The sequence below is a fragment of the Pseudomonas sp. MS19 genome, assembly GCF_013277615.1.
Classification (GTDB): domain Bacteria; phylum Pseudomonadota; class Gammaproteobacteria; order Pseudomonadales; family Pseudomonadaceae; genus Aquipseudomonas; species Aquipseudomonas marincola.
On record NZ_VBTO01000012.1, the window covers coordinates 138,579 to 151,272 of the forward strand.

16 protein-coding genes are annotated in these 12,694 nt (G+C 57.1%); 5 read left to right on the plus strand and 11 right to left on the minus strand.

Going from position 1 to position 12,694, the window contains the following annotated elements; all coding sequences use genetic code 11:
* Positions 1 to 21 precede the first annotated feature (21 nt).
* Complete coding sequence (locus tag FEZ62_RS13120) at positions 22 to 675, plus strand: response regulator transcription factor (RefSeq protein WP_172928091.1); 654 nt, start codon at positions 22 to 24, stop codon at positions 673 to 675.
* Between the two features lie 94 nt (positions 676 to 769).
* Here the strand turns inward: FEZ62_RS13120 and FEZ62_RS13125 are convergent, their stop codons facing one another.
* From FEZ62_RS13125 to queD, 7 genes are all read right to left on the minus strand, one after another.
* Entirely contained in the window at positions 770 to 1,471 is a 702-nt protein-coding gene (locus FEZ62_RS13125; RefSeq protein WP_172928093.1) for an RES domain-containing protein, read from the minus strand.
* Complete coding sequence (locus FEZ62_RS13130; protein ID WP_069900310.1) at positions 1,465 to 1,869, minus strand: antitoxin Xre-like helix-turn-helix domain-containing protein; 405 nt, start codon at positions 1,867 to 1,869, stop codon at positions 1,465 to 1,467. The genes FEZ62_RS13125 and FEZ62_RS13130 overlap by 7 nt, the downstream gene beginning before the upstream one ends.
* A gap of 169 nt (positions 1,870 to 2,038) precedes the next feature.
* On the minus strand, positions 2,039 to 3,118 hold the full coding sequence (locus tag FEZ62_RS13135) for an ABC transporter permease (protein WP_172928095.1): 1,080 nt from the start codon (positions 3,116 to 3,118) through the stop codon (positions 2,039 to 2,041).
* A complete protein-coding gene (locus tag FEZ62_RS13140) occupies positions 3,115 to 4,053 on the minus strand; it encodes an ABC transporter ATP-binding protein (RefSeq protein WP_178115939.1) in 939 nt (312 codons plus the stop codon). The genes FEZ62_RS13135 and FEZ62_RS13140 overlap by 4 nt, the downstream gene beginning before the upstream one ends.
* On the minus strand, positions 4,046 to 4,999 hold the full coding sequence (locus tag FEZ62_RS13145) for an HlyD family efflux transporter periplasmic adaptor subunit (RefSeq protein ID WP_172928097.1): 954 nt from the start codon (positions 4,997 to 4,999) through the stop codon (positions 4,046 to 4,048). The genes FEZ62_RS13140 and FEZ62_RS13145 overlap by 8 nt, the downstream gene beginning before the upstream one ends.
* A 1-nt stretch (position 5,000) precedes the next feature.
* Positions 5,001 to 5,636, minus strand: a complete 636-nt coding sequence (locus tag FEZ62_RS13150) for a TetR/AcrR family transcriptional regulator (RefSeq protein WP_172928099.1) — start codon at positions 5,634 to 5,636, stop codon at positions 5,001 to 5,003.
* Between the two features lie 123 nt (positions 5,637 to 5,759).
* Positions 5,760 to 6,116, minus strand: coding sequence for a 6-carboxytetrahydropterin synthase QueD (queD, locus tag FEZ62_RS13155; protein WP_075723436.1), 357 nt, complete (start codon positions 6,114 to 6,116; stop codon positions 5,760 to 5,762).
* 182 nt (positions 6,117 to 6,298) lie between these two features.
* Here queD and FEZ62_RS13160 point away from each other — a divergent pair, with 182 nt between their 5' ends.
* Positions 6,299 to 6,766, plus strand: a complete 468-nt coding sequence (locus FEZ62_RS13160; RefSeq protein WP_150549214.1) for a DUF3429 domain-containing protein — start codon at positions 6,299 to 6,301, stop codon at positions 6,764 to 6,766.
* On the opposite strand, the gene FEZ62_RS13165 is transcribed toward FEZ62_RS13160, so the two are convergent.
* The 3 genes from FEZ62_RS13165 to FEZ62_RS13175 form a co-directional block, all read right to left on the minus strand.
* Entirely contained in the window at positions 6,763 to 7,287 is a 525-nt protein-coding gene (locus tag FEZ62_RS13165) for an AAA family ATPase (RefSeq protein ID WP_172928101.1), read from the minus strand. The two genes, FEZ62_RS13160 and FEZ62_RS13165, sit on opposite strands and share 4 nt — an antisense overlap.
* On the minus strand, positions 7,284 to 7,850 hold the full coding sequence (pnuC, locus tag FEZ62_RS13170; protein ID WP_172928103.1) for a nicotinamide riboside transporter PnuC: 567 nt from the start codon (positions 7,848 to 7,850) through the stop codon (positions 7,284 to 7,286). The genes FEZ62_RS13165 and pnuC overlap by 4 nt, the downstream gene beginning before the upstream one ends.
* 101 nt (positions 7,851 to 7,951) lie before the next feature.
* Positions 7,952 to 9,586: a methyl-accepting chemotaxis protein gene (locus FEZ62_RS13175; protein WP_172928104.1), complete on the minus strand. Its 1,635-nt coding sequence runs from the start codon at positions 9,584 to 9,586 to the stop codon at positions 7,952 to 7,954.
* Positions 9,587 to 9,868: 282 nt separating this feature from the next.
* Here FEZ62_RS13175 and FEZ62_RS13180 point away from each other — a divergent pair, with 282 nt between their 5' ends.
* Genes FEZ62_RS13180 through FEZ62_RS13190 form a run of 3 tightly spaced genes read left to right on the plus strand, consistent with a single transcriptional unit; the run spans position 9,869 to position 12,309 of the window.
* Positions 9,869 to 10,699, plus strand: a complete 831-nt coding sequence (locus tag FEZ62_RS13180) for an undecaprenyl-diphosphate phosphatase (RefSeq protein WP_069900319.1) — start codon at positions 9,869 to 9,871, stop codon at positions 10,697 to 10,699.
* Positions 10,700 to 10,732: 33 nt separating this feature from the next.
* Positions 10,733 to 11,560, plus strand: coding sequence for a nuclear transport factor 2 family protein (locus FEZ62_RS13185; RefSeq protein ID WP_242454956.1), 828 nt, complete (start codon positions 10,733 to 10,735; stop codon positions 11,558 to 11,560).
* Positions 11,561 to 11,574: 14 nt separating this feature from the next.
* Positions 11,575 to 12,309 (plus strand): DUF1294 domain-containing protein, encoded by a 735-nt coding sequence (locus tag FEZ62_RS13190; protein ID WP_172928108.1) that lies wholly within the window; start codon positions 11,575 to 11,577, stop codon positions 12,307 to 12,309.
* On the opposite strand, the gene FEZ62_RS13195 is transcribed toward FEZ62_RS13190, so the two are convergent.
* The gene (locus FEZ62_RS13195; RefSeq protein WP_239655574.1) at positions 12,298 to 12,681 is read right to left on the minus strand and encodes an MmcQ/YjbR family DNA-binding protein; all 384 of its coding nucleotides are present in this window, start codon (positions 12,679 to 12,681) and stop codon (positions 12,298 to 12,300) included. The two genes, FEZ62_RS13190 and FEZ62_RS13195, sit on opposite strands and share 12 nt — an antisense overlap.
* Between the last annotated feature and the right edge of the window lie 13 nt (positions 12,682 to 12,694).

Here is a 12,694-nt window from a genome sequence, read left to right on the forward strand (position 1 = left end):
TAACAATAAAAGGAGCAGGGCATGAGCCTGCAAATGCAACACCAGGTTTATGTGGTCGACGATGACCAGGGCATGCTCGACTCAACCGTTTGGCTGCTAGAGTCGGTGGGACTCAAGGCATTGCCGTTTACCAGTGGGCAGGCGTTTCTCGATGCCTGTGATGAACAGAGCCGAGGCTGTGTGCTGTTGGATGTGCGAATGCCGGGCATGGGCGGGCTCAATGTGCAAGACAGCATGCTCGCGCGCGGCATCGAGATGCCAGTGATCTTTGTCAGTGGGCATGCCGATGTGCCCATCGTGGTGCGTGCCTTCCGTGCCGGTGCCGTGGACTTTATCGAAAAGCCTTATAACGAACAGTTGCTGCTCGATAGCGTGCAGCAGGCCTTGAGCCGTGCCCCCGCGAGGGCACAGGTTGATCCACGCTTGCAGGCGGTGGAGGCGCGCATCGCCAGCCTGACCCCGCGTGAGCGTGATGTATTGCTGCCGTTAGTGCGTGGCTACACAAATCGCGAGATGGCCGAGCAGCTGGATATCAGTGTCAAAACCATCGATCTCTATCGCTCGCGGGTGATGAAGCGCATGCAGGCGCAAACGCTTTCTGATTTGGTGGGTATGGCAATCGCAGCGGGTTTGGTTGATGCACTGCAACTGCGAGATGCGCAGTCTGAGAGTTAGCTTCAGCAGCTTAACTGTCCCTCTGTTAAAGCCATGCGCTTCGATGGCTCGTAAACAGCTAGCAGTCACTCGCCATGTTTTCAAAGCGCACGCACTAGCCCACAACCAGCGATGTAACCTGATTAACGCTGATGATTCTGTCGCTCCAGATCATTTCGTAGTGAGCGGCCTGGATGATTGAAGTAACGGGGCGTGGGGTGGTCAGAGCCCAGCAGATTTGCCCCGGGGCACGCACCGAGTTGTAGCGAAGGCCCGGGCAGGCGGCGCGTTTTGCTTCGTTGCCCAATTGGTTGGCGTGGGTATAGTCGTCGGGGGCGTAGATGGGGTCTGTGAGTGGTACTGTTGATGCGTCTCGCATGCCGGCATCGCTGAAATTACAGGTGAGCCCTCTGAACACGAAGCGCTCGTAATTCAGGGCGGGCACGTTCGACCAATAGCGCTCCTGGTGGTAACGGACTTCGGCGATTGCGGTGTCCATATTGTCGGCGAGGTAGAGCACGCCGAAGCTGCCATTGCTGAAGCGCGAACCGGCAGGATTCAAGTGGGTGAAGGGCGCTGTTGCGTAGGAGCAGCCGGGAATGCCGAACGGTATCTGGTCGCGGGCTATCAGCTCAAGCTGGCCAATCTCGTTGAGCAGGCGCGGATTGCTGAGCGTCTGGATCTGATACAGCGCCTCGAAGTCTTCTGCATCGGCTACATCGTCAAACAGGCCAATGGGCGGAAACTTGGAATTGACCAAGCGGTATGCCTGCAGACTCTCGCCGTTAGTCAGTGGCAGCGAGGCCAGCGTTACCACTGTGCACCGCGCAACGCATCGATGCGGCGGAAGGTCTCGTACAGCGAAATCATGTCACCTTGGGCCATGACAGCTAACGGTGAACGGCCGTTGAAGAACGCATTGTGGTTCTCCATTGAGGCGAAACCGTAGAGGTTCTCGGGGTTGTCGAATATCAGGCGCAGCGCCGAGTGGATATTCAGCACAAAACTGATGCGATGCATCTGATCAGCATCAAGGCTGACTGCCCAGTCTGCGTCCTGCTGTCCGGCGCGGGTGTAGGTACTGCGTGAAATACGCAAGATTTTGCAGACCTGCTCGCCGGTTGCATTCCACTTGTCGAGAATGCGCAGCGCCGCTCTGAGGCCGGCAGTGCACTGGCTTTTAGAAAGCGCCTGAGCTTGCATGGCTACGGTCATGGTTAGCACCTCGATTGACTCTGTAGAGCTAAAAATAGCATCTATGCGTCTGTGGATCAAATTCGGAACGTGGCATTGCTCTAAAGCTGCATGACTACAGTAATCAGTGCAGAAGGTGGACGCACGTTAGGTCCCGTGCAGGCTCAACCTACATTCTGTTGTTGGCCTGTCAGTCGAGTCGCTTGTTTATTCTTGCTGTGGCGGAGCCTAACAGGACAACGCAAAATAGCATCAGGATCAGCAGTTCACTCCACAGATCAGCGAAGCTAGCCGCTCTTAGCATGATGCCGCGGGTTAGGCGCAAATAGTGTGTGAGGGGCATCAGCTCGGCAATCCATTGCGCCGCCTTGGGCATGCCTGCAAACGGGAACATGAAACCAGACAGCAGTATTTGCGGCAAGAAGGAGAAGAAGGCCATCTGCATGGCCTGAAACTGGGTGCTGGTGATCGTTGAAATGAAGATGCCGACACCCAAGCTGGCGATAATGAACAGCAGTGATGCCACATACAACTCAGTTACAGAGCCGCGTATCGGCACAGCAAACAACCACTTGCCGACTATCAGGATCACGCTGACTTGAATCAGGCCAATGCCGATAAATGGCATTACCTTGCCGATGGTTAATTCCCATGACGATACGGGCGTGGCAATGAGCAATTCGAGATTGCCGTGTTCGCGTTCTCGCACCAGCGCCACAGCGGTAAATATCACCATGGTCATGGTCAGAATCACCCCGAGTAATCCCGGTACTGTGTTGATGGCAGCCTCGCGCTCGGGATTGTAAAAGTTAACCACCTCGACACTTGTGCGCAGCGTAGTACCGGGTAATGGGTACTCGGCGAGCTGGCGGGTTGAGGCCTGAATGGATTGATCGGAGCCATCGACGACTAACTGCAAGGCAGGGCGATCTGTGCTTTGTCGGCGTTGCTCAAAATCGCTCGGAATCACCAGCGCGGCGCTGATTTTTCCTTGACGCAGCAGGGCGTTGATCTCTTGCGGGGCGCTCAGGTGATACTTCAAGTCGAGCACCTGGCTTGAGCCCAACTCGGCAATGATTTCGCGCGAGTTGACCGTATTGGCCTGATCGAGCACAGCTGCATTGATGCCGCGAACATCCATGTTTATCGCGTAGCCGAACAATACCAATTGCAGCAACGGCACACCGGCAATCATCACGAAGGTCAACCGGTCGCGGCGCAGCTGGCGGAGCTCCTTGAGGATGATGGCGCCCAGGCGTCGCAAATTCATGATGCCGCCCCGGCAGGCTTGTGTGTTACGTAAACAAACACGTCTTCAAGATTGGCTTCTGTGGGCTGGATCTGCACGCTGATGTTGGCTTGTTTGAGGTGCTGCTGCACCGTCTCTTGCGCGTCAGTGCTGTCTATCAGAATGCGCAGCGCCTTGCCGATCTGCGCCGTGGCCAACACGCCAGGGCAGTCGCGCAGGCTGGCTTGTACTTGTCGCGGCTGTTGGCAGTCAAGAATCAGCGCCTGCCCTGGCAGATTATCCATCAGCTTAGTCGGGCTGCCTGTTGCGACCAGTTTGCCTGCATCAAGAAAACCGAGGCGCATGCAGCGCTCGGCCTCATCCATGTAATGGGTGGAGACCAGCAGCGTGCTGCCCGCTTCGGCTAACTCGAACAACGAGTCCCAGAATTCGCGGCGCGACTGTGGATCGACCGCGCTGGTAGGCTCGTCCAGTAGCAACAAGTCGGGTTTATGCAGCACCGCGCCCGCCAACGCCAATCGCTGACGTTGGCCGCCGCTGAGGGTTCCAGCCAATTGCTGGTGAATATCTGTCAGCCAGTATCGTTGCAGCAACTCGTCTATTCGCGCCCGCGCAGCCGCCTTGCCAAGGCCCTGAACCGCGGCCAGAAATTGCAGGTTTTCGATCACGCTAAGGTCTTCGTACAGCGAGAACTTCTGAGTCATGTAACCGATACGTCGCTTTAGCGCCTCAGCGTCCTGCGGAATCTTGTAGCCGAGCACCTCGATCTCTCCGGCGCTGGGCAGAAGCAGGCCGCAGAGCATGCGGATGGTGGTTGATTTGCCGCAGCCATTAGGGCCGAGAAAACCGAATACTTCAGAACGTTGAACGCTCAGGTCGAGGCTGTCGACGGCAGTGAAATCGCCGAAACGTTTAGTCAGACCGCGTGCCTTGATAACCAGTTCGCCGTCACTCATGTTCAGGCAACCTGGCTGTGACGGGCAGACCCGCTGGCAGCTTTGCGGCTTCAACACCTTGTAGTACGACTTCCGCGCGATACATCAGGCGACTGGCGTCTTCACCGGTGAGTGCGTAATACGGCGTGAAGCTCGGGTCGCTGCTTATGCTGCGCACATGGCCGGTGTGGCTTGTGCTGCTGCCTTGCACCATGAGCTGCAACTCGTCACCAATTGCCAGTTGGGTGCGCAGGCTTGCCGGGATGAACAGCCGTGCATAGGGCGCATCGCCGACCAGCATCACCACCAACTGCGCACCAGCAGGCGGTTGATCGCCGGTTTTGTAGGGTAAGGCGTCTATTCTTCCTGCGCGCGGCGCCTGCAGGCTCAGGTGTTCACGCGCCAGTTGCAGTTCGCGTAGCTTGCCTTCAGATGTGGTTAGTGCGGCTTGCGCTTGCTGGATTTGTTCGATGCGGGTGCCGTTAGTGAGCTCTTCAAGATTGGCCCGTGCGTTACGTGTCGCTGCCTGCGCCTCGTCTCGTGCAGCACGTGCTTTATCCAGTTCGGCGAGGGCAATTTGTTTGCGTGAGTAGAGGGTGGCGAGGCGGGCGTAATTGCGATCGGCTTCTAGCTTGCTGGCCTGGGTCTGCTCCAGCGTGGCTTCTGCAGCTTGAATATTCTCAACCCTTGCGCCTTTGACTAGCTCTGCCAGTTTGGCGCGGTTTTGGCTCAATTCGCCCTGGGCCTGAGCAATGCGCGCATCCTGGCGACGTGGGTCCAGCTCTAGCAATAAATCACCAGCCGCAACCTGCGCACCTTCTTTTACATGTTCGGCGGTAATGCGTTCTGATAACTCGGCGGGGAGGGTGATGCGATCCCATTCCAGCGTGCCGAGTAATTCTGGAGGCGCTGGCTCGCAGCCCAGAAGCATTAGCGAAAAGAGCAGAACAATTGAACGATGACGCATGTCAGGCCTCCATCCCGTGTTGCAGCAGGCTGAGGGTATGGTTAACGAGTTGCTCATGGCTGATCGGCGGGTTATCGAATACGTTGCGCCAAATCGGCCCGGCAGCAAACGGCAGCAGTGTCAGGCCAATCAGCGAGACCACCAACAACCTTGGATCTAATGAGGGATTAAGCGTTCCTCGCTGTTGCGCGTGGGCAAAACGCTCAGCCAATAATCGCGGCAGGATTGGGGCCATGCGCCCACTGATGTATTCGCGCAACAGGCCGCCTTCGCAGAGTATTTCGCGTACCCACAGCGGTGGAATCCAGGGATTGCTGATAACCATCGCACTGACCTCGCGCACAAAAACGCTGGTCAATTCGCCAGGCTGTTGATCGGCTTGCTCGATGCGCTTGGCTATTTCGATCAGTTTTGGCAGTAACAGTTCTTCTGCGACGGCGCTAACCAAGGCAGATTTTTTACCGAAGTAGTAGTTGAACAGGGCAGGTGTTACGCCGGCCTCAACAGCGATGGAGCGAAGGCTGCTGGCCTTGATGCCGCAACGGCCAAAGACTTCGGCGGCAATGATGAGCAAATCTTCGCGCTGAAGCTGAGTGTCGGCAGGGCGCCGACCCGCATTCGAGGTTGGAGAAACCATGAAATTAACCGCCAACTAATTAATTGAGCAGTTAATTAAATATAGCCGTTGATCAATCGCTGGCCAGTCGAGCGCAGCATTCGCTACGCTCAGACGCGGGTACGTTTTGCAGGGGGAGTGAGCTTAGTCGCCGCGGTATTCGCAGCCACTGGTGCAGGTTTCATGAATACGGATACGCGAAAGCTCCGGCAGCAGCGGCTTCAATTGCTTCCAGATCCACTGGCAAAGCACTTCGCTGGTAGGGTTTTCCAGGCCGGGAATATCGTTAAGGTAGTTGTGGTCCAGTTGCTCGTAAAGCGGTTTGAAGATCGCTTTGATTTCCGAGAAGTCGCGAATCCAGCCTGTATGCGGATTCACTTCACCTTCGATGTACACGGCAACGCGAAACGAATGGCCGTGCAGACGCCCGCATTTATGGCCTTCGGGTACATGCGGCAAGCGGTGCGCTGCTTCGAAAATGAACTCTTTGAACAATTCCACAATACTTCACTCATTAAATAGGGTTGCGCTCAGATTTTACCAGCTCAAGACCTGTGCGAACCAATCTTTGCAATGCTTATCTATAGGAATCAGGCCTGTACAGCGCCGCAGGCCCGCAGGCTGGGCCAGACAGACGTCAGGCACCTTGCAAACAGAGCAGTTGTGCACCGAAGGAGGGACCGATGCATCCATACGACAGCACCAAACCGCCCATGTTGGCGATTGTGCTTGGTTACGCAGGGCTTATTCCGTTTATTAGCGGCGCATTGGGCTTTCTGATTGTGCCGGTTGGCTGGCGACCCTTGGTGCTCAATGCCTTGCTTGATTACGCGGCGATCATTCTGGCTTTCATGGGCGCGATTCACTGGGGGCTGGCCATGCGCGCCGAAGAATCGGAAGAAAATGCGCGAACCCAGATGGGGCTATCGGTCATCCCGCCGTTACTTGGCTGGCTGGCGATTGCCGATGGGATGCCGCTGATAGTGGCCTTGCCGGTATTACTGCTGGCATTCGCCGGGTTGTATGTGGCCGATGTGCGCGCCGTGAATTTGGGTTTGGCGCCGCGCTGGTACACCACACTACGCACGCCACTGACCGGCGTCGTCAGCCTGTGCCTGGCACTGGCGTGGATCGGCGAAGTGATTGACTAACCACCGAGTAACGCTGCAACGGCCGCGCTGGCCTGCTCGCGTCTGTTCAGCCAGTCGCCCCCGATGCATTTGAAAGGCTGCTGATGTTGCTCAAGCCACCGATGGCACTGATCATAGAACGCCTGACGCTGGGCAATTTGCGGCTGACAACGCTGGCCGTCATCCGTCCACGGCACACCGTTGGGATCAAGCAGCAAGTGCATGTCGTAGGTGCGACTGAGCAGTTCCTCCTCAAGCCAAGCCGGAACATCGGCAAATAGCGTTTGGCTCCAGAGAATATTGCTGAGCAGGTGGGTATCGAGTATCAGCAGTTCAGGTTGCTGCGCACGCGCCGCATCTTCCCACTGCAATTGGCCGCGGGCGATGGTGGCAATATCGGCATAGCAGGTATCGCGCAACTCTGTGTCGATGAAATAACGCACGTACTCGCCGACGATGATCCCATCAAACTGGTTTTGCAGATGCTCGGCTAGCCAGCTTTTGCCCGCGGACTCGGGGCCGGTAAGCACGACAACTTTCATGCAGTTGCCGCGCGTTGATCGCGTCGCCACGTCAGCCAGCCACTCAGGGCCAAGCCGGTGAATACGGCGTACAAGCCCGCTGTGAGGTACAACTCCTGCTGCAGGAACAGCAGCACAAATAACACATCGAGCAGCACCCACAGCGGCCAGCACTCGACTCGTTTTTGCGCCATCCAGACCTGTGCAACCAAACTGAAGGCGCTGAGCGTGGCGTCTTGCCAAGGCGCTGCCGCGTCAGTGAAGTTTGCCATCAGATAGCCCAACACCGTCGCGCCAACCACCCCGCAAGCAAGGCTCGCGGTCAGGCCGCGCCAGGTTAACGCTGAAACACTCACGCCCTGATGCTTGTCGCCGCCATGATTCCACTGCCACCAGCCGTAACCCTGCAGCAGGGCATAAATCCCTTGCAGGAGCATGTTCGAATACAGCGCCGCATCGTAAAAGATCCACGCATAGAGCAGCACCATGACCAGCCCGATTGGCCAGCACCAGCGGTTCTGTTTAACCGTAAGCCAAACAGCGCAGGCGCCCAGTGCAGCGGCAAACATTTCTAGAGTGGACATTAAGCAATCAGCCGGAAAGGGAAGGGACGACAGCGCGCGATTGTAACGACTCGACGCGCTGGCGTCTTGCATCCGGCCCTGGCCAGGGCCGGATGCGGGGCTTAAACGCGGAATTGGCCGAGCAGGCGGTTGAGGTCGGCGGCCAGCGCGCCCAGTTGTTGGCTGGCAGCGCTCGACTGCTGGGCGGCGTTGGCATTGCTCTGCGCCAATCCTGCGGCCTGAGTGACATTCATGTTGATGTCTTCAACAACGTGCGACTGTTGCAGCGTAGCGCTGGCGATCGAGGTATTGAGCCCGGTCAGGTTGCGCAGCGACTGCGCGATCAGGGTCAGACTCTCGCCGGCCTGACTGGCCTGCACCACAGTTCGCTGAGACGACTGGCTGCTCTCATGAATAACCTTGACCGCCGCTTCCGAATTGCTTTGCAGCCGTTCGATCATCACCTGAATCTCGGCGGTGGACTTTTGCGTGCGCTGTGCGAGCAAGCGGACCTCATCGGCGACCACCGCAAAGCCACGGCCTTGTTCACCCGCGCGAGCCGCCTCGATCGCCGCGTTGAGCGCGAGCAAGTTGGTTTGCTCGGCAATCGAGCGGATCACTTCAAGCACGCTGCCAATTTGCACGCTTTCAGTGGACAGCGCCTGAATCACCTCAACGGACTGGTCAATGGTGCCCGACAGTTCAGCAATCTGTTGCAGGCTTGCATCGATATTGCGCTGGCCCTGAATTGCCTGTTCCTCGGCAGCTTGCACCTCATTGGAGGCGTGCTCGGCATTTTTCGCGACATCTTGCACGCCATAGGTGACTTGGTTGATCGCGGTAGCGACTTGATCCATCTGCAGCGATTGTTGCTCGCTGTGCTGCTGCGCTTCACCGGCCACACCGCCGAGCGAATGCGCCGCGCTGTTGAGTTGGCTGGCGGAGGCCAGCGACTGGCTGATGACTTCGCGTAACTTGCTGGTGAACGCATTAAAGTTTTTCGCCAGCGCGGTGAGTTCATCGTTGCCGTTGGTGTCGAGTGCGCGGGTGAGATCGCCTTCGCCACTGGCAATATTGGCCATCGCATTAACGGTATGCCCCAGCGGCACGGAAATGCTGCGCACGATCATGCTCACCAGTAACGCCATAACCACCATAAGGCTGAAGCCAATGCCGACCAGGCGCATTGCTTGCTCGCGGAATTCGGCCTGTACATCATCAACGTACACACCCGAGCCGATAATCCACCCCCAGGGCTTGAACAACTCGACGTAGGAAATCTTGCTGACAGGCGCCTCAGAGCCAGGCTTTGGCCAGCGGTATTCGACCTGTCCGGCGCCTTTTTCGCGCGAGATACGCACCATTTCATTGAACAACTCGACCCCGTCAGGGTCTTTGATCGCCGAGAGGTTCTGGCCTTCAAGTTTGCTGTTGGTCGGGTGCATGATCATGGTCGGCGTCTGATCATTGATCCAGAAGTACTCGCTATTGTCGTAGCGCAGCCCGCGGATCATGTCTTTGGCCGCTTGCTGTGCTTGCTCAAGGGTCAGCGTACCATCGGCTTCGAGCGCCTGATAATGGCGTAAAATGCCGCTGGCGCTCTCGACCACATGACGCGTCTTCTCGCTTTTTGCCGCGTAAAGTTGCGTATGGATCTGCTCAAGCATGGCGCTGCCGAGGCCGGCCAACATCAGAATGGCGAGGATCAGAATCAGCCATAAACGGCGGTTGATCGGAATGCTACGTAGGCGAGTCATTCAGGGGATACTCCGGTGGCAGTGCATTTTTATTGTTCGGCTATGTTCACTCAATCCGCGCCTCTTCACGAGATGCCTACAACCAAAGGAGTATGTCGCTGGCTGCAGTCGCGTTGTCTGAATTTGACTGAGTAAAAATATCTATTTGTTGTTAGCATCTCGGCCCGCTGGCGCGAAACCTGAGGCGCCGGCAGCTTTTAAATGGCTCAAACCGACCGATGGCAGGACTAAACGGGCCCGAAACCTTTTGCGTGCGCCCACTGCGCACTATTTGGAGTGATGATGGATTTGTGGACTGCCTTTCAGGCAATACTGTTGGGCGTAGTAGAGGGACTGACCGAGTTCCTGCCAATTTCGAGTACCGGACACCAGATTATCGTTGCCGACCTGATCAATTTCGGTGGCGAGCGGGCGATGGCGTTCAACATCATTATTCAGCTGGGCGCGATTTTGGCGGTGGTCTGGCAATTTCGCAGCAAGATCATCGACGTTGTCGTCGGCTTGCCCAAAGAGCGTGAAGCCCAGCGTTTCACCGTCAACCTGCTGGTGGCGTTCTTCCCGGCGGTGATTCTTGGCGTGGCCTTTGCCGACCTGATTCACGAATACCTGTTCAACCCGATCACCGTTGCTGCTGCGCTGGTTGTGGGCGGGGTGATCATGCTCTGGGCTGAAAAGCGTCAGCACAGCGTTCACGCCGAAACGGTTGAACAGATGACCTGGCAAGATGCACTTAAAATCGGCTGTGCGCAGTGTCTGGCAATGATTCCGGGTACCTCGCGTTCGGCCTCGACGATTATCGGTGGCTTGCTGTTCGGCCTGTCACGCAAGGCGGCTACTGAGTTCTCGTTCTTCCTGGCGATGCCGACCATGGTGGGTGCGGCGGTTTACTCCGGCTACAAATACCGCGATCTGTTCAAGCCTGAAGATCTGCCGGTTTTTGCCCTCGGCTTTGTGGTGTCGTTCATCTTCGCCATGATCGCTGTGCGCGGCCTGCTGAAGTTCATCGCCAACCACAGCTATGCCGTATTTGCCTGGTATCGGATTGGCTTTGGCCTGCTGATTCTGCTGACCTGGCAGTTGAGCTGGATCGATTGGAGCACGGCGCAAGGCTAAATGCCGGGCGGGTGGAGAACGACTGTGGAGAATCTGCGCAGTAACGATGGCCCGCAGGCACGTGAAGCCACGCTTGAGGTGGTGCGCCAGTATCACCTCAGCTGGAAGCGCCGCGATCTCGACGCGATCATGGCGCTGTACCACCCGGAAATCGAATACAACGACTTCTTCCAGAATCGCCAGCTGCGGCTCGCCGAGTTGCGCGAGTACGTGCGTGCCAGCATGCCGCATGCGCCGAATGAAGCGCTTGAACACAGTGACCGGATTCGCTGCGATGGCGACACCGCCTTCATTCAGTATCGGCTGACGTTACGCGGTAGCGCCGGGCTGGCGTCGTTTCGCTCGAGTGAAGCGATCACCGTGCGCGACGGGCTGATCTGGCGGGTTAACGAATACTCATCGTTGATCAACGCCCGCACCACCACGGCGGAAATTGCCGGTTCGCGTCCTGCCACCAGCCGTTTGGGGTTGTCGGCGCGGCAATTGAGCGTAATGGCGCAGGATCTGCAGAGCTATTTTCAGAGGCGTCAGGCCTATCTCGATCCTGAACTGAGCCTGCAACAGGTTGCTGAAAGCACCGGATACAGCCGCAACCAGATTTCCTACTTGCTTAATCAAGTCCTCGGGCAAACCTTTTACCGCTACGTTAACCACGCCCGTCTCAATCATTTGCTCGACCAACTCGAAACCCAGCAGGCGCACAATCATCCAGCATCGATTCGTATGGATCAGCTGGCGTTAGCAGCTGGCTTCAATTCACTGTCGGCGTTTTATAAAAGCTTCTCGGCGCACCTCGCAACGACGCCCAAGGCCTACTTGAAGCTCACGCATGAGCAGCAAAAAGCGGCACGCAACCAATAACCGAAGGATCAAACATGGAAGTACGCGGGTCGATCAAGAGCTGGAACGATGACAAGGGCTTTGGCTTTATTCAGCCGGAGCAGGGCAAAGAGCCCATTTTCGTACACATCTCGGCAGTGCGCGGCGATCGTCGCCCAGTTGCCGGCGATCCGGTGATGTATGTCGCCAGCCTGGACCCGCAGGGGCGTATGCGTGCCGAGCATATGCGCCACGCGGGCGGTCTGGCGATTGATCAGCCAGCAATTCGGCGCAAGCCACGCGCGAAGCCACAATCAAAGCCGCGTGACGTGAGCGGGCCTGCGAGCAAGCCGATGCGACGGGCAAAACCCGTAAAGCGCCAGCATTCACATTCAGCGATTCAGCACCTCGGGTTAAAACTGCTGATATTTGTCGCGCTGTGCTGCCTGCCGATTTATGGCGCGCTACAGGCATTGAAGGCCGGCAATATCTGGCTGATCAGCGCCTATACCTTGCTGAGCCTGGTCAGTTTTTATCAATACTGGAGTGATAAGAACAGCGCGCAAAAGGGTCGCTGGCGCACCCCTGAAAATGTCCTGCACGCTGTTGAACTGTGCGGCGGTTGGCCTGGCGCTTTAGTGGCGCAGCAAGTGTTCCGCCACAAAACCCGCAAGCTGTCATTCCAGTTGGTGTTCTGGATCATCATCGCCATTCATCAAGCTTTCTGGCTGGATTATCTGCTGTTTGACGGCGTCTTTCTAAGGTCGCTTGTGGGCATATCATTCATCTAGCAACAGGCCGGGTTGCAAACGCTTGGGCAATTTACGCACCACCAGTTGATGCGAACGTGTAAGCGCCGCGAATAGCTCATCGCGCTGCATGGCCGGTGCCGAGCATTGCATGCTGATCCAGTGCGCACGCGCCAGATAAGGTGCCGGGCGGATGCCGGGGCGGTCGACATAACCGAGGAACAGGTCGCTATCAACCTTGAACGCGAGGCCGTCACCGAGAAAGTGAATGATCGCAAACATCTTGTTGCCGGCCACCGAGAACACCTGATTGCTGCCCCATTTGAAGTCCTCGCGGGCGCCCGGTAATTGCTTGCAGAACTCGGCAATCTCGGTTGGCGTTAACGCGGCAGATGTTTTGGCGGTTGGCATCATGGCGCCTCGTATT

Excerpts from the sequence above, each read along its gene's own strand:
- FEZ62_RS13120 (WP_172928091.1), top strand. The coding sequence starts at position 22 with ATGAGCCTGCAAATGCAACACCAGGTTTATGTGGTCGACGATGACCAG.
- FEZ62_RS13130 (WP_069900310.1), bottom strand. The coding sequence starts at position 1,869 with ATGACCGTAGCCATGCAAGCTCAGGCGCTTTCTAAAAGCCAGTGCACT.
- FEZ62_RS13135 (WP_172928095.1), bottom strand. The coding sequence starts at position 3,118 with ATGAATTTGCGACGCCTGGGCGCCATCATCCTCAAGGAGCTCCGCCAG.
- FEZ62_RS13140 (WP_178115939.1), bottom strand. The coding sequence starts at position 4,053 with ATGAGTGACGGCGAACTGGTTATCAAGGCACGCGGTCTGACTAAACGT.
- FEZ62_RS13145 (WP_172928097.1), bottom strand. The coding sequence starts at position 4,999 with ATGCGTCATCGTTCAATTGTTCTGCTCTTTTCGCTAATGCTTCTGGGC.
- FEZ62_RS13150 (WP_172928099.1), bottom strand. The coding sequence starts at position 5,636 with ATGGTTTCTCCAACCTCGAATGCGGGTCGGCGCCCTGCCGACACTCAG.
- FEZ62_RS13160 (WP_150549214.1), top strand. The coding sequence starts at position 6,299 with ATGCATCCATACGACAGCACCAAACCGCCCATGTTGGCGATTGTGCTT.
- FEZ62_RS13165 (WP_172928101.1), bottom strand. The coding sequence starts at position 7,287 with ATGAAAGTTGTCGTGCTTACCGGCCCCGAGTCCGCGGGCAAAAGCTGG.
- pnuC (WP_172928103.1), bottom strand. The coding sequence starts at position 7,850 with ATGTCCACTCTAGAAATGTTTGCCGCTGCACTGGGCGCCTGCGCTGTT.
- FEZ62_RS13175 (WP_172928104.1), bottom strand. The coding sequence starts at position 9,586 with ATGACTCGCCTACGTAGCATTCCGATCAACCGCCGTTTATGGCTGATT.
- FEZ62_RS13180 (WP_069900319.1), top strand. The coding sequence starts at position 9,869 with ATGGATTTGTGGACTGCCTTTCAGGCAATACTGTTGGGCGTAGTAGAG.
- FEZ62_RS13190 (WP_172928108.1), top strand. The coding sequence starts at position 11,575 with ATGGAAGTACGCGGGTCGATCAAGAGCTGGAACGATGACAAGGGCTTT.
- FEZ62_RS13195 (WP_239655574.1), bottom strand. The coding sequence starts at position 12,681 with ATGATGCCAACCGCCAAAACATCTGCCGCGTTAACGCCAACCGAGATT.